General features: G+C 40.7%; 10 protein-coding genes. 5 read left to right on the forward strand and 5 right to left on the reverse strand.

Translation table 11 applies throughout. From position 1 onward, the window contains the following. Positions 1 to 48: 48 nt before the first annotated feature. From UABAM_RS01980 to UABAM_RS01990, 3 genes are all read right to left on the reverse strand, one after another. Positions 49 to 1152, reverse strand: coding sequence for a DUF11 domain-containing protein (locus tag UABAM_RS01980; RefSeq protein ID WP_173013082.1), 1104 nt, complete (start codon positions 1150 to 1152; stop codon positions 49 to 51). A 21-nt stretch (positions 1153 to 1173) separates the two neighbouring features. Then, positions 1174 to 1788: a hypothetical protein gene (locus UABAM_RS01985; protein WP_151966317.1), complete on the reverse strand. Its 615-nt coding sequence runs from the start codon at positions 1786 to 1788 to the stop codon at positions 1174 to 1176. A gap of 428 nt (positions 1789 to 2216) precedes the next feature. Beyond that, positions 2217 to 5207, reverse strand: coding sequence for an NAD-glutamate dehydrogenase domain-containing protein (locus UABAM_RS01990; protein WP_151966318.1), 2991 nt, complete (start codon positions 5205 to 5207; stop codon positions 2217 to 2219). A gap of 214 nt (positions 5208 to 5421) precedes the next feature. On the opposite strand from UABAM_RS01990, the gene UABAM_RS01995 reads away from it, so the two are divergent. The 5 genes from UABAM_RS01995 to UABAM_RS02015 all read left to right on the forward strand — a co-directional run bounded on the left by UABAM_RS01995 (position 5422) and on the right by UABAM_RS02015 (position 14597). After that, positions 5422 to 8181 (forward strand): MaoC family protein, encoded by a 2760-nt coding sequence (locus tag UABAM_RS01995; RefSeq protein ID WP_151966319.1) that lies wholly within the window; start codon positions 5422 to 5424, stop codon positions 8179 to 8181. A 451-nt stretch (positions 8182 to 8632) separates the two neighbouring features. Continuing rightward, positions 8633 to 9604, forward strand: coding sequence for an oxidoreductase family protein (locus UABAM_RS02000; RefSeq protein ID WP_151966320.1), 972 nt, complete (start codon positions 8633 to 8635; stop codon positions 9602 to 9604). Positions 9605 to 9606: 2 nt separating this feature from the next. Then, on the forward strand, positions 9607 to 10392 hold the full coding sequence (locus tag UABAM_RS02005; RefSeq protein WP_151966321.1) for a 3'(2'),5'-bisphosphate nucleotidase CysQ family protein: 786 nt from the start codon (positions 9607 to 9609) through the stop codon (positions 10390 to 10392). Between the two features lie 93 nt (positions 10393 to 10485). Continuing rightward, positions 10486 to 13530 (forward strand): NAD(P)-binding protein, encoded by a 3045-nt coding sequence (locus UABAM_RS02010; RefSeq protein ID WP_151966322.1) that lies wholly within the window; start codon positions 10486 to 10488, stop codon positions 13528 to 13530. 98 nt (positions 13531 to 13628) lie between these two features. Further along, positions 13629 to 14597, forward strand: a complete 969-nt coding sequence (locus UABAM_RS02015) for a leucine-rich repeat domain-containing protein (protein WP_151966323.1) — start codon at positions 13629 to 13631, stop codon at positions 14595 to 14597. Between the two features lie 185 nt (positions 14598 to 14782). Here the strand turns inward: UABAM_RS02015 and UABAM_RS02020 are convergent, their stop codons facing one another. Both UABAM_RS02020 and UABAM_RS02025 read right to left on the reverse strand, forming a co-directional pair. Then, positions 14783 to 16420: a peptidase U32 family protein gene (locus UABAM_RS02020; protein WP_151966324.1), complete on the reverse strand. Its 1638-nt coding sequence runs from the start codon at positions 16418 to 16420 to the stop codon at positions 14783 to 14785. Positions 16421 to 16571: 151 nt separating this feature from the next. Further along, entirely contained in the window at positions 16572 to 17096 is a 525-nt protein-coding gene (locus UABAM_RS02025) for a hypothetical protein (protein ID WP_151966325.1), read from the reverse strand. Between the last annotated feature and the right edge of the window lie 154 nt (positions 17097 to 17250).

The following is a 17250-nucleotide window of genomic DNA, read 5'->3' on the forward strand; positions in this document are numbered from 1 at the left end:
AGCACAGCCTGGCTCATAAAGAGCCAGGGGAAAATAATGAGTAAACACTTAATCTTTAAAGGACTTGGTTCCTTCTTGGGATTTTATTGTTTTACCAAAATCTAAGGTGCTTACTTCTATTGTATTTACTAGGTCACCTACATCGATGACTTCAACTTCAACTTCGAAAACTATCTTTTGTCCAGGAGATAGTTTGGGGATTGTGGCGAAAGTGACAGTTTTCCCTTTTACCTCATGGCCTATATCTGCCATATTCTTTACCTGTGCGTTTACGAAAGTAGATTCCGCTGGTATTGTATCCACTAATTTTAAGTCACGAGCGTCTTTATTACCTTGATTGGTAATTTCAATTTGGTAGATGGTGGTTGCGTCTACTTCTACAGGATCGATAGTATCGAGATGGCTTATTTTTAGACCAGCAGAGGCATCGACGGTTGTATTTTTTTCTACTTGTTTTGTCGATCCATCTAACATGGTAACTTTCGCCACGATGCGTACATCACCGGTTTCTTGACCGTTGACTGTTACGCTGAACGAACGACTTGCAAATGGCGAGATTTCATCAATTTCCCATTTTAATTCGTTATTGTTTTGTTGAGGATTTTTTGTTGTAGAGAACAAGCTCAATTTTTTAGGCACAGTATGTTCTACTACAATATTTTTTAGAGGGCTATCCCCTGTATTACGCACTTTTATTTCATACGTAAATAGATTGTATATGTAGTTTTTTCCAGGAACTTTTAATTCAACACCCACAAGTGTATTTTGCTTTGCGACTGCCGCGTTTTCATCTTGGGCGGAACCACCTAATTGGCCAGTGGCGTTGTCGTCATCACCAGATGTACTACCTTCTACTGTATTGTCTTCGTCAAATGTATCACCTTGCATAGAGTCTTCAGTGACATCTCCAGTCATATTATCTGTATTTTCTTGTGAGTAGTCAGGCTGCATTTCTTCTACAGAAGAGTCAAGATTTGTTTGGTCTGCACTTTCTGAACTTTGCGTATTTTGACTATCGATAGCGACATAAGTGTAACTTCCGCCAGGCCATCCAACACCCGCTACCCTATCTATGTCACAGCACACTTCGCGTTGTCTACACGAAACTAATAAGAATAGCATCATTGTACAAATAGTGATAGTTCGCAGCATAAGTATGTTCCTCATAACTTGTTACAGCTCAATTGTATTGAGAGCTGGTAATATATCGTCTTGTTTTTTCTGTGGCTTCTTTTTCTGTTTCATCTCAACTAAGTCAAGGCCACACTCTGTACATTGTAATATTTCGTTTTTAGGGTTAGATGTTGTTGTTGATAGAGAGCACTTCTTACAATAGTAGGTTTTATTTAGCTGGCTCTCGAGAATAGACGAAATTTGACTCAGCGTGATATAACCTTTTTTCAACAAAATTTGCCCTATTTGAACGCGTACTCCACGTTCCGTATACTTATTTTGTTCTTCTAAAGCTTGTTCTAACTGTACTTGACTAATCAAACATTTTTCCAAAGCGATAGAACCGAAGAGTGATGCGGATTCTTTGTTGATATTCTTTGCTTCAATATCTGGATCTAACTCGCCATCGATTATCTTTTCGAGTCTTCTAATTTGGTTTTGGGTCATAAAACCTTTTTCAACTAGAATGTCGGTAAGATTTTTGTCTTTTTCAAAAAAGTCAATAATGTTGAGACACTGGGTATATTGCTTTTCTGTGATAAATTTTCCCTCTACTGCCTTCATTCCCAGAAGTCTTTGTTTGAAGTCCAAACCTAAACTGTTATTTCCAGCCATTTTTTCTCCCTATACGCATGACAAGATTCGATGTCTGTAACTACTGCTAGCTCAATTTTCTAATACATTGGCAATGAGATTTTTTTTTAGTTGACCGCCAATATATCTGTAAGCCATTATCTTAAACCTAAAATGTCAATCCCAACTAGCAACTAGGGTTGTTTAAATAAGTAATAAATTGTAATTCATTTATGAAGTTGAACAATTTAGTTTAGTAAAATGAAGCTTTTTCGTCAAGAAATTAATACGTGAGGTTGGTGAATTTTCCGAAGAAGTATGGAAAAATTTTGTTTAGCAAATTATCTAAAATTGTGTGGTCTTATAAAAATGACCACAGAGGACACAGCGAAAGAAAAAATTAACTCGTTGGTCAACTTAAACTTTCTCTGTGATCTCTGTGATTTTATCGACTTTGAATTAGTAATTCATTACTCTGTTTCATGTAGAGCTTCTCTTGTCAGCTCTTTACGTGCATTGCGATCGAGAATTTTTGCAATGACTTCCTTACCTGGAAGATCAGAGGCCAAAATTTTATGGATGTAATCAATGACAAGTAAGTCCTGATCGAGGTAAACATCCACCAATTCAGGTATGTTGTTATAATTGAGACTTTTGACCCAACCTAAACCCTCACGGTAGACAATATGACTTGCTATTTGGCTGGCAAGTATGGAAAGTTGATGTTCACGTGGAATATTTTCAATAATTCGATCAGAGTACTTTTCTACAAGAATAGCAGGGCAGTGTGATTTCAGTAAGCGATGATAACGTTCTATTTTATCAGAGTTTTCGATATCTTTGCGGATATACGCCTTTAATATGTCTGTGAGTTCATTTATTTCGACGCTGATTTCCGCTGACAACGTGGTGAGCGGTTTCTTTTTCATTTTGTATTCGCGAAATAAAAGTTTGGATTCTTTTCGTGCTTTTTCTTCTAGAATGTCAACGACTTCTACGACGTACTGGGCTTTAATATCCAGGAATTCCTCTTCACTTAAAATAAGGCTGGCGATAATCTCATAAGAGGAACATATCACACCACCTTTGTTTGCCGAGCTATCTTTAATGACGACAACACCCATTTCTTCTAACTTGTATCTAGCATCGTTGGTCAGGTACAAGTTTGCACCTTCAACAACGGCATTGAATACGGGAACATTGTTTTCATCAAGGGACATTTGCCAATTATCAATATTAATGGTGTTTGGTCTTCCTCCCGCGGGGATCAAAAGATCTGTTTTTATGCGATTACTCACTTGGAGTTCATCGCGAATTTGTCGACCATCTATCGTATTGGCACTAACAACAAAGTTTTGTGAGTTCTTAGATAGTAAAGACGGTTTAAATTCGATAATGGATTTTGATTCATCGACAAGACGCAACAATTCTTTATGATTGAGTCCTTTCACATCATATGCGGCTCCACCGCCATCGGAAATAGCGACAATTTTTACCTGTGGGTAAGAATTAATGAGTATTTTCAGCTCATTCCCGGCAACATCTCCGTCAGGACCACCGATCATTCGTACGGTAAAAGGCTCTGTAAGAGGATCTATTTTCAAATACTCAAGACATGCTTCGACATAAACGTTGACACCATGAGAAGTAACACCATATTGTTTGTGGTTGATACCTACCCCTGGTTTGCTGGACATAAAAGCATTTGGGTATTTGTAATTACGGTTTTTAGCGCGTTGTACGATCCAGTTGATGCGATCATCGGTGACATTTTCATCTGGACCCAGGTATATAATTTCTTCTTTGCCGTAGTAGTCAACAATACGTGGATGTAAATTCCCTTTTTCATTGGTAATGAGTAAATCAAGTAGAGAATCAATAGCGCATTCCACACTTTGTTTTACTTCTACTCCTGGTTGGAGTAGCAAAATACCTTTGGAACCCCCCTCGGGAATATCCTTATTTTTTAGTTGTTGTGCGCTACTAAGACCGTATACTTCGTCAAAAACGCGTGTCGATTCCAAGTCGTAGTGTTCACTATCTCGTGAACGAACCAAACGCAAGCCACCGCGAGACATATCTTCAAAGCGAATATGGTATCCCTTATAACCGCGCCCGAAGAAAAAGAAAAATCCAAAAGGTTTTGCTTCATAAACGCTACTATCGAGAACTTCTGGGTCCATGCGAAATGCCAAACCAATACTATCTTCGATGAAGTAGTTTGTTTTGAGAATATTATCGATAAACTTCAGCGCAGCATTAAAAACGCCCTTGTCAATGAAATGCATCAACTGTCGCATGTGTTCTTTTAGTTGGGTACGTATTCTTTTCATATCAACCGCGCGTTGATCTGAAGATGTTCCACAATGTGGACAAACATCTTTTGTCGTCGGGTTAAATTTTGTGTAAAAATAATCTGTTAACAATTCGGTGATGTTTTCATGACGTAAAAATGACTTTTTAATCACTTCATATGTGTAACGCTCTTTTTCCAATTTTGACAAAAATTGGTGAACGAACACTGCCGTGGCGCGTATTAAGTTGGCTTTGCGTACACTAAATACTTTCTCATCTACCTTTGCAAGATTGGAAAGCTCATCTTCCATAACCCATTTTACGGCCTTAATTGCTAGGCGCATTCTCTGCCACAACACGGAATCTTCGGTTATTTTGTTACCATCTTTATCTTGGCCATATGCGGTGATAAATACAACTTCTTCATTGTCATCGAGTTCAACAATATTGACATACATGCGGTTGATTTTTACATCATGAAGATGAAAAATTTTGGCCACTTGATATAAATATCCCGTTGCGGGAGGATTGATCGTACATAGAGAAATTCTCGTATATTGTTCATCGCGCTCGTTATTGAGGCTAAAGACCGTTTCGTAATCTTCAATTTCCATGAAAAATTGAATGTGCGCGTGAAGACGTGGGGTGTCATAGCGCTTTAAATATTGAGAATCTAAGCCATTGATAAATTTTTCCGCGCGTAGCTTTTTCTCTTCGGGCATATCAGATAACAACTCGCGAACTTGTGTGAGAGTTTCCGCGTTTTTGGGATCGTTTTTGTCAAGCGCAGAGGTCTCGGTAAAAAAAGTATGTACCGCTAAATAGTCTCCTTCGCGGCTAGTGTGCATTGTCGCTCCACGAATATTACTATCCGATAGAGAATTTAATGCTTCTAAAAGTTCATTTGCTTGACTACGAACACTAATGTAAGTGATTTTACTGCCGTCCGCGCTTTGTAGTGTTGCCGCAGGAACGTTTGTTTGTTTTAAGGAAAGTACAGTGTGTAAATGCTCTATTTGCTCATCTTTTGGAGTCATTTGATAGTAGAAAGTGTGTAGAGCGCTGAAAAACCACGGGGTGATTTTTTCGATAGCTTGCATGAGGTTATTTTTTACCTGATCTGAAACTTCTTCTATCAATTTATTGTTTTTTATGTTTGTTTCCATAGTATTTCTGTCCTAAAATATCAGTTTTAGGGCGCATCCTCAATTTAGGTGTTTGCCAGCGAAGCTTTATTTTCGATTAACAAGCAGTTGTGGCGTTTTCTATATTTTCGTGAATGCCGCTTGGATATGCAAATTTAGCCAATGCTTCATCTGATCAAAAGTCAATTGAGATCCCCTGTTTTGTTTATTTTTTTTGAGTTTATTGAGGTCTATCATGGTTACAAGGGGAATACAATTACCAATACCCAGTGCATCGAAGGTAGTGTACCAAATTCTACAAAAAAGTTATACTAATTTCCCAAATGCATTTTCGGAATATCACCTACCTGAAAATACAAAATTGTTTGCCAAAAACTATGTCGAACATCTATCGCAATTCGAAATACATCGCGCCACATCCGACGACAGGCAAAGTATCGCTCAATTCGTCTTAGACGACATGTTCCACAACTTTTTATTTATAGATGGGGAGCGTAGTGTACCCTTCGCTTCCTATATGGAAGAGGAAGCTCAATCTATGCCATTGTCGGTCGTGAACTATCCGTGGATGAAGGATAGTAAAGGCTACAAGTTAACTATTTCCCACGAGGGAAAAGTCTATAACAATAAACAATCTCTATTACAATTTGCTGAAAACTTAATAGGTCAAAGAACAATAAGCAGCGAAGCAATTACTGCTCTAAAATCCATTACCGAATATGCATATGCCGAAAACGATGGTTATATTGATTTACGCGGTCAAAAATTTGTTCTCCTCGGAGGAACAGCAGAACTAACGCCAATATATGCTTTACTACAAGCAGGTGCAGAAGTCTTAACCACACACACCAAGAATGTGAAAAATCTCATTGACACTGCAGGAGAATTTTGCGGATCATTGCACTATGCAACACAGGGAATGAATTTACTGACGCAACCTAAAGAAATAGCGCAAACCATACGTGAGTTTGCCGGGGAAGATAAAATACATTTAGTGACATTGGCCTATCGCGGTGGTAAAGGACAAGAGCTTCGTTTAGCTGTCGCCCAGGACGGTATTATACGTAAGTTGTGTAAGCAACTCGCTTCGATTTGTTGTTATGTTTCTCCTTCAGTGATTGCCGAAATCTCGCCACAAACCGCAGAAGATGCATTGCAAATATACAATAAGCCTTTGCCAACGACGAGTAAACTGCTACGCAAAACGACAAAAAGGAGGTGGTATGGTCCTTCGATTGCGCAAAAAGATTCGCGCTATTGGGCAAAAACAATCTGTAACTTTCAAGGCTGTAGTTATGCGGCCTCGAATCTATTTGGCAAATACTATTTAGCGGAGGTGTACTGCAATGACGACACCAAAATGTCCGCAAATGTCGGTGGTATAACCGCTACGTCGTCTATGGATACTCCTCTTCTACGCGCTGCTTTTCGTGAAGCGAAGCGCTTTTTTATCGACATCTTCGAGAGCGACGAAACACGCGAATTAATGCAGGCAATGCTGCTGTATGACTTGCTTTGTACAAAAAACAACGACGCTTTTTTTCGCAAACAAATTCATGGTGGGGCGTTCACAACGCCATGGATACTAAGTGGTTGTGTCGAAGAGGCAGCAATACGTGGTAACTTAAAACGCTTTATCATGCCCAACAACCCCGTGCGTTTTTATCGCAAACTCCTACGCCAAGGTGTAAAATCACAAATAATAAGAACAAAGTCGGCAACAGTGTTTGAAAAAATTGTGAGTGGTCTAGATGGAACGCTTGCGCAGGCGTTTGTGGGTGGAAAATCGAATTTGCCAGCGATGTATCTATTTTTAGGTAACACATCGATGATTCCCAAAAATGCGGCGCGTTTACAACCGCTGCTTGCAAAAATGCATCGACTACCTGTGATGGGCAAATGGCTCTATGACAAGAATCGCAAGAAAAAAATATACGGTAACTTACTAACGAATATGTTGTGGCCACACTACAAAAAAAATGACCGGTTAGTGGTAAGTACGAACAGTAATGGCGAATTGACTAGCGTTCGTATTTATAAGCGTAATCTTCAAGATGTCGAAATTTTCGTAGATGAAAACGGTTACATAAAGCAGACGATGTACTTTGGACGCTCGTTAGTGGACGGCAGTAATTGTCTCAGCATGCTCTATAAATACAATCCCAAAAAGGGCGAATTGCGCACGACAGGTCCCACTTCCGTAAATACATCTGTGGTGGAAGAAGACACCAAAATTTCATTGCAACCGCTACATTTAACACCCGAAAAGTTTTCTCTGTTCGAACGATTATGCAAAGGGAAACCGCAGAATAGCGTTACCTTTCCGGTAAATAGCGGTTTTTTAGAAGAGTGTTTGAAGCTACTACAAAATCCTCAATGGCAAGTGGATTTTACGCGCGTAACGGTGTATGGCGTTTCTTTTTATCAAAAAAGTGATTTTGTTGTCGAAGAAGGGCAAACTCTACAGGCTACGGTAACGCCAACAAAGATTGTGCAAACAGACAAAGGGCAAATATTTACCTCACAAGTGGACATTTCTCATGAAGGTAACATCATCAATCAGGCGGACATATCAGTGCTGGTAAGGGGAAACACTAGCGAATTACCTATCGAAAAAATTCCACGTTTGGAATACCGTGATTTACAGGGGGAGCGTGTTGATTTACTAACGATGAATGATGCCGAATTGGTAGACTTTGCTTTACTCAACGGTGATTACAATCCTTTGCACCAAATCGATGGTGTGGCGCATGTGGTCGGTTTTAAAAGACGTATCAATCCGGGATTGGGCCTCTTATGTGAAATAGAAGGAAAATTGCGCGATTGTTTAGAGGGCAACATAAAAGAACTCACCGGAGTGATTGTGCGACCTGCGTATCCAGGAGAGACATACTCGCTGGAGTTTAAAGAACAAGGGGGAGGTCGTTATCTTTATCAGTTGCTACAATCAAAAACAAACAAGGTGTTGATCGACGGTAGTTTTGTTGTTGGTTAAGAAAAGAGATTCGTTTGGTGATTGGTGCCCTCACCATCGACTTGTAGCTTTCAGCTAAGAAAAGAGATTCGTTTCCAGATTGGTGCCCTCACCATCAATTTGTAGATTTCAGCTAAGAAAAGAGATTCGTTTCCGGATTGGTGCCCTCACCATCGACTTGTAGATTTCAGCTTCGCTGAAAGCAACAAGCCTCATGCCTCTCCCACGGGAGAGGCGTAACGCGTCTTAATTTGTTCTCATTGATTTACTTTGTAACCGATTTAAAAAAATTTGAAATCATTCTTTTGTCGCGCAAATCAAGTGAATTTAGTTTTTACCAAAAGAGAAGCATTACACCTCTCCCTGTGGGAGAGGTATGAGAATAAGAGGTTTCAGCTACGCTGAAACTCTCTATTCGATGGTGAGGGCATCGCACACCAAATGAATACCTCTAAACTGGGAATAAAAAACAATGGATAACACCCTACAAAAAAAAGTATGTGAAGCCACGGGAGCAAGTGAGCTTTTCGATGAAGAAAAAATCCAAGACCTGTGGAGTGGCTATGGGATTATTGCACGCTACGCTCTTCGTGGGGCGACTATAGACTCTGTTGTTGTGAAACACATATGTTTACCAGAAAACATTTCCCACCCACGCGGGTGGAACACCAATATTTCTCACCAACGTAAAATCAAATCTTACGCTGTGGAAACGGCATGGTATAAGAACTGGAGTCATTTGTGTGATGAAAACGCATATGTTCCAAAGTGTTTTGCTGTAGATGTTCACGACAACGAGACGTTGATAGTTCTAGAGGATCTCGCATGTACCGGATTTCCTCGCGTAAAAACCAATGTAACGCTGGAAGAGATCAAAGTATGTGTGCGCTGGCTGGCGCATTTTCACGTTACATTTATGGGGCAATCTCCACAACAGCTTTGGGAAACCGGAACGTATTGGCATTTAGACACGCGTCCCGATGAACTGCAAGCATTACAGGATGTTTCTCTGAAAAATGCTGCACACAAAATTGATAAAAAACTACGCGAAAGTCCTTTTCAAACGTTTGTCCACGGTGACGCAAAACTTGCCAATTTTTGTTTTTCCCGCGATGGAAAAAAAGTTGCCGCAGTCGATTTTCAATACGTAGGAGCAGGATGTGGTATGAAAGATCTCGCTTACTTTATCGGTAGCTGCCTACATGAAGAGGAGTGTGAAAAATTCGAGCGAGAGTTGCTAGATCACTATTTTTATTGTATACGTCAGGCAGCGACACAAAAAAACGCAACCATAAATTGCGATTACCTCGAAGAAAATTGGCGTGCATTATTCCCTGTCGCTTGGGCGGACTTTCATCGTTTTCTTAAAGGTTGGAGTCCAGGCCATTGGAAGATAAATAGCTATAGCGAAAAAATTACACGCCAAGTAGTGGAGTCTTTGTAACTGTGGATACTCGTACTCTAAAAACCTTGGCGAAAATAGCCATCGATGCCGCGATTCAAGCGGGCGTTATGATTCAAAAATATGCAGATCGCGATATTGTGGTAAAAGAGAAAGACAGTGGTCACAGTCGCGCCTCGCAAATTGTGACAGAAGTTGATTTTTTAAGCCAAGAGATTATATTGCAACTCATTCAACCAACATGTAAAAAATACAATTTGGGATTACTCATCGAGGAGAGTGATGACGATTTAAGTCGTTTTCAAAAAGACTACTTTTGGTGTATTGACCCCCTAGATGGAACGCTACCTTTTGTCGAAAAACGGCGTGGATACGCCGTGGCCATTGCTTTGGTTTCACGCGAATCAACTCCCTATCTTGGAGTGATCTATGATCCACCTTCCTCAACCTTGTATCACGCGATAAAAGACGTGGGGAGTTTTCGTAACAACGAGTTTTGGAAGTGGAAACCTACATACAATGGTACATACCAACAAATAGACCGTGGCGGAGCAGTGATGAATGCCTGTTGGGTATTGGAGAATGCCCCAGCGTGTTTTGTGAAAAAACCGAAACCACAACAAGGGGGAGGTTGTTTGTGGGATTATGCGGCAACAGCATGTCTTTTTAATGAGATGTCAGCGTTTGTTGGCGACAGTTATGGCAAACCTTTAGATTTGAACAGTCGCGCGTCTTTGTATATGAATAAAAAAGGCGTTGTCTATGCTAGTCATCGCGAGATTGCGCAACGACATATTTCATCAATAACAACAGATAATCTTACCATGTAAAATATTTGTGTCACCTTTAGCTGTTTCATTGCCAATACATAAACAGTGTGAATATCAACAAACAGCCAAGGCAAAACCATAAAGGTGACAAAAATGAAATATATCCCATTTCCCGGAGAGCAATGTTTGCCACAGCCGGGCAACATTAAAAATGCTCTTTTTTACGTATTCCTACTCGAAGCTTCTATCGACAAATTAACAAATATTTGTGAGAATTACTTCAACAGTATTGCCGATGATACGCTTTCCTATATCCCCTGCTCAAGGTATGTTCTTCTTAGTCATGTTGATATTGGCTCTCTCTCCTCTGCTCAAAAAAAACACGGTGCTATTGCTTACAAAGACATCGCGTTGTGGATGCCTTTGGCCGTAGTGGATAATAGTAAAACGCTTCCTGTGGTAAAACGCATTGCTTTTTTCCCTTTATATATCATTGTCGACAATGCACAAACCATGGTGACCGGACGCGAAACTTTTGGACTAGCAAAGCAAATGGGCTGGTTTGATATACCAACGAGTCCGTCGCACGCCAACTATTTCAGGACAGAGGTCGTTGGGCGACAGTCATCGCAAACGTTTACCCGGCGCTCTTTGTTATGGGAAGTGGAAAAACAAAACACCGCGAATCATTTTTCTACGATGCGTGATATGGGCAAGATGTTTGTCGATATGCTGTTCAAAGATGCGCCTGGTTTTCCAACAGCAGATCTTATAAGCGGTCTACAAAAACAAGGCAGTGTGCTTGGTCTGAAACAGTTCCGTTCCTGCACGCATCCTGAGAAGGCATGTTACCAATCGATTATCGAAACTCCTGTGGTTGTCAATGACTTTTTAGAAGGCGGTTATCTCGGGAACAATTACCAATTTACAGTTCATGATTTAGCGACACATCCGCTACAAGAAATTGCCGGTGTGCAAAATCAAAAAACCACGGGGTTTTGGTTTCGCGCTAATTTGACGATGAAAAACGGTCAGGAGGTATGGCGTTCTTCACAAAATAACACCTATGAAAAGCATAAACGCATCGCCATTCTCGGTGGAGGAATGTCATCACTTACCGCGGCATATGAATTGAGCGATCCTGCAAGAAAAGACAATTATGATATCACCGTGTATTTACCTGGTTGGCGTTTGGGGGGAAAGGGGGCCAGTGGCCGCAATCGCAAAATGGGGGATCGCATCGAAGAACATGGGCTTCACGTATGGTACGGCTTTTACGACAACGCATTTCGTTTGATACAGCGTTGTTATAAAGACAATAATCGCGTACCACAACATCCGTTTGCCACGTGGCAACAAGCCTTCACTAAACAGAGCTATTTTATTTTAAACGAAAATCACAAAGGACGTTGGGTAAAGTGGCGTATGCGTTTTCGCGAAAATGACTTAGTCCCTGGTATTGATCCCTTGGAGATGAATTTGTGGTCTGGTACAGAATTGTTACTGGAATGGTTGTTGGGGATATACGAAAGCCTTGCGCGCGAGAAAGTTCTGCATTTAGGTTTTACAAACCGCGATACAAAAATTGATTGGGACAAGGATTTTATTGGTACTGTTGCGCGAGGAATTAAAAAAGCGTTACAAGTACCGGTGTGGTTATTATTAAAAGCGTCTTACGAAATGGCAAAGGCACAACGCGTTTATCACAAATTTCGCGGTGGTAAAAATCAGTTAAACGTGTTGGCTACAAACCTAAATCGCTTTAAAAATTGGCTATGGCCGTTTGTGGAGAAAAATATTGACCACGATGAATTGCGAAGATTTTGGATACTTCTCGATCATATTTCTGCGGTGATTACCGGAGTTGTTGCCGACAACTTGATCGAAAATGGACTGGCAAGTATCGATCACCTAGATCTACGCGAATGGTTACATAAACACGGGGCCAAAAAATATCCGACGCTGACGCAAAGTCCTAGTGTACGTTTCATCTACAATGCGGCGTTTGCTTTTGTTGATGGTGACACGCAAAAGGCCGACTTTTCTGCAGGTGCAGGTTTGCGTGGTATGCTACGGCTTTTTTGCACACATAAAGGTGCGGTAGTATACAAGATGAACGCTGGTATGGGAGACATTGTCTTTACTCCAATGTACGAGGTACTCAAAAAACGAGGTGTGCAGTTCAAGTTTTTTCATTCGGTGACAAACATCGGTCTAACCGAGGATCAAAAGAGCATTGATACTATTCAAATGGTCAAACAAGTACAACTCAAAACAAACGAATACGATCCTGTTGTGGATATTGGTGGGGCCTTGTGTTGGCCAAGTTCACCATGTTATGAGCAAATTGTCGCTGGAGAAAAGCTACAAAAAATTATTGATGAAGAAAAAATAGATATCGAGCATCGCTCGCGTATTGGATTTGGTTGGGAGCACGATGAGGAAGTATCTATAAAACAAGGTGAAGACTTTGATGAGGTGATACTCGGAATTTCCATAGGAGCCTTACCAAAAATATGTCCAGAATTGATTGATGCCAATAAACGTTGGCAAAATATGATATCTTCGGTAAAAACTGTTGCGACCCAGGCATACCAGTTTTGGTTTCGTAAAAATTTACAACAGTTAGGTGGCAATGAACCCACTTTTACCATGGGAACCTATGCAGATCCTGTAGACACATACTCTGATATGAGCCACCTGTGTGCGGTGGAGTCAGGAGACAAAGACGGGAGTATCGCATATTTTTGTGGAGTGGTTCCCGATAAAGAGAATGAAAACCGAGAGCAGGCTCAACAACGTTCACAACAATTAGCAAAGCAGTATTTCAAAGAAAATGCGCACTATTTTTGGCCAGGAACCATCAAGAACGGAAAAATAGATTGGAGTTTACTCGTTGATCCCAACAACCGTGAAGGCGAAAAGCGCTTCGATGCGCAGTACTATCGTATAAATTCAGGCTCTTCGGAACGCTATGTACTTTCCGTTGCCGGTTCTAATAAGTATCGGTTGCGCTGCGATGAATCGGGTTTTCGTCATCTATACCTAACCGGAGATTGGACGAACAATAACTTTAACTGTGGATGCATTGAAGCTTCGGTGATGTCGGGAATGCAGGTTGCACGGGCTATTAGCGGTGAAGATATTCAAATTTGCGACGAAAACGATGAGTGGTTGGCAAAATTATTTGGCAAATAAATTTACTACCGTGCGATGAGAAAAAGTGTGTTATATTTGATGTGCCGAATATCAAAAACATAAACAAATGGTAATATTTTCAGTAACGGAGTTGAGCGGTGCAGACAATAAAAGGTAAATCACTACAAGAAATCGACAGTAATACCAAATACGATGGTTGTTCTTTCTATTTGGAAGGAAAATATTACAAAATCAACAATTCTCATTTTGATCATTGTAGCTTTCGAAACGATGTTAGATTTCGCGATTTAGAAGGATGCAAGTTCGACAACTGCGGAGTTTCTGGAAATTTCCATTTGGACTTATCGCGCAATGCCTTGTTGACGGTTCCCGACTATGTTTTTGACATTACAATCGCAACACAACTATCTCTCAGTAACAATCAGTTTAGCTCGATACCACCTCTTATTGGTCAATTACAGAATATTCGTGTTCTCAAAATAGATGGTAATCCGTTGGCAAGTTTACCAACGGAAATCAGTAAACTTACCAAGTTAACGCATCTGTACGCGAGTCATGGCTCGTTTGTAGAATTTCCCATCGCAATTGCCGAACTCAAGAACTTGGTTCATTGCGATATGTTTTACAATCGCATAACATATCTGCCTCCTGAAATAGGGAAATTACGCAACCTCTCTTATTTCAACGTATTTGGTAACCAAATTGAACATTTACCACGTGAAATAGGTGATTTGTATAGTTTGCGTCATCTCGATTTATTGGACAACTCTCTTGGAGGGATTCCTCCGGAAATAGGTAATTTAGCGAACCTTACTCATTTGTATCTCGATGATAATAATCTTCGTTCTTTGCCTACGACTATTGGAAATTTACACAAACTCGAAGAACTATCGCTCAACAATAATCGCTTGACGGAAATTCCTGCGGAAATTGGATGTTTGTGCAACCTACAAGATTTAAGCTTGGAAGAGAACGAGTTGACGGAGCTTCCCGAGGAAATTAAAGAATTACAAAATCTGGTGCAGCTTTGTTTGTTGGGGAATGATGGCTTAAGTCGCAAGGAATTGCAGCTTATTCGTTCGTGGTTACCTGATTGTGATGTTTAGTTTTGATTGAACGGTGTGATGGTGAAAGGGGAAAAGTATAGGTGTTCGTTGGTGTGCGATGCCCCCACATCGCTGCAAGGCAGCGATTGCTCCCCACTGGGGGAGCCTAATACATCTTTGGCGTGCAGAAAAGATGTCACTGGTATGTGTGCACAGAAAAGATGTCACTGGTATGCGTGGGTCATTTAGGAGGTGGTAATGGCGTTGTATGTTAGCTTTTCGCCCATCTTTTTTTTGCTTAGTAGTTCGCGTGCTTTGGCATATGCGGGGTCGTGTAAAAATATTAGGCAGCCATTGCAACCACGTCCACAACATCCTTCTACTCCTTGGCGTGGGGACCTGGTGCGTTTTTTTGTGGTATCTTCGTTATCAATTGAGTCTTGCAATTGTTGTTTTTTGGTTTGGTAGCACTCTTCGTTGGTTCTACCTAGCTCTAAATTTTGACTGGCACGGTCTAGAGATATTTTGGTTTGCTGGCGATTTGTCAAGAACTTCTCTTTGCGAATTACGGTGTAAGGGGGAAGAATTTCGCGTAGTAGATTGGGGTCATCGTAGTTGAAGAGCGAAAAAGGTATGCGAATTTCCGTTTGGCGGCCGGCGTGAACTGCATCGGAGACGCGTCCATTTTTGGCATCGATAAATTCGTACATGCGTAGTAGAATGTTGTTCCCTGAATTGGGCGAGACAAATTCCAGAACATCACCTTTTTGTAGGCGGTTTTTGGGCAAAATACAAAAACTATCGGCGTCCCATTTGGTGACGAGCCCTGCAAATTCCCATTCCGATCCCGAGGTACTATCGTCATAGCTATGTGAGAGATTGGTTAGGCGACCGTCATGAAATGCCAAACTATAGCCGCGATTGGGTACGGTGTATAGCTCTTGCATGTACTTCTTATAGCACCACTTCTCCGGATTTTCATACCATGCGTCTATTGCACGACGGTAAGCGCGTGCCACAACCGCCGCATAATATGGTCCTTTGTTGCGACCTTCTACCTTAAGTGAATCGATACCTAGTTTTAGGTATTCGTCTAGTTTGGGCATCAGGCATAAGTCACGCGAATTCATAATGTATGAACCGCGTCCATCTTCTTCAAAGGGCATAAATTCTCCGGGACGAAAACCTTCTTCTAATAAAAAGTCGAATAGCTCGATATTCTCGGGAGTTAAAGAGAGCTCTTTGCGCGTTCCGTCTTTGAGTTGTAAGTGTAATTTATAATTCCAGCGGCAGTTGTGGGCACAATTTCCTTGGTTGGCACCGCGTTCGGTCATGAAGTTTGACAATAGACAGCGCCCGGAATAGGTCATGCACATCGCACCGTGGATAAAAGCTTCTAGCTTGATATTTGGACATTTTTGACGTATTTCTCGCAGTTCATTGAAAGAAACCTCACGGGCAAGTACACAAAGACTTGCTCCTTGTTTTTCCCAGAATTTTACCGAAAGCCATGAGCATACATTGGCCTGTGTGGAAACATGTAGTTCGAGTTCGGGAGCGTACTCTTTTACATACTCAAAAACACCTGGATCGGCGACAATGAGACCATCAGGTTTGACTTGACGTATGGTATCTAAAAATACCGAGAGTTTGTCGATATCTTTGTTATGCGAAAATAAATTTAGGGTGAGGTAGGCTCTTTTATTATGTTTACGTACAAATTCTAAGCCCTCCATGACGTCTTCTAACGAAAAATCCGACTTGGTGCGCAGTGACATATCCGGAGTTCCCAAGTAAACGGCATCAGCTCCATAGAGTATCGCAACCTTTAATTTCGTTAAAGAACCAGCGGGCATTAATAGTTCGGCTTTGTGTTGTGGCATCTCATGCTCCCAAAAGTTTTTTCACATCATGAATAATTTTGTCCATCATAAATGCTCGCGGTAATTTGTCAAATTCTTTCTCAAACGAAAAAAAGCCTGGTATCTTTGGTACCAGACTTTTAAAAATTTTACTAAAATTCAGGTAGAACGGTTACTGTCGCTTACCCAGTGTTACAAATTCTTGATTTATACTTTGTCGACTGAAAGCTAGTGCGCTAAATGGAGTGCGTGTATTTTCAAATTGAACATCCAAAAAATTGGCAGTGTTTTTGTGATGGGGACTTGTGCTTGGTGGTTCCTTACTCAATTCCCTACCGCATAACGGTTCATTCACTACGAGAGTGCCGCAGAAAATGATTAAGCCAATAGTTTGATCATGATTGTCAATAATAAGTTTTCCGTTTAGTACTCCCGGATTATCCGTAATTTGTAGTCCATTAGCGCTTGTTGTGAAACGGAAGTCGGTTATGTTGGAGAGTGTTAAAACTTCGTTGTAAAGCACATCTCCATTATCAAAGGTTATTTCTATAGATTGTAGTTGCTTACTTTGAAAGTCATTGGTACCAATAATAACGCCGCTAAGTGTGTTTTCTGTCCCATACGTGATGGTTATTGTTTCCGCATAAAGACAACCACATAGCAAAAATATAGTAAGAATAGCGAGAAATTTATTCATATTGCAGCCCCCTTACCTTATTGTATTTGTTTTAGTTGAAGCACCTATATAAAGTTCATTTTTTCGTGCAAACCATAACACTTAGTTATTTTGGCCATGAGATATTAAGAATTTATAATCTACTCTTAATTATAACAATCTTAAAAAATTTCAG

The organism is Candidatus Uabimicrobium amorphum (genome assembly GCF_009002475.1).
GTDB classification, from domain to species: Bacteria; Planctomycetota; Uabimicrobiia; order Uabimicrobiales; family Uabimicrobiaceae; genus Uabimicrobium; species Uabimicrobium amorphum.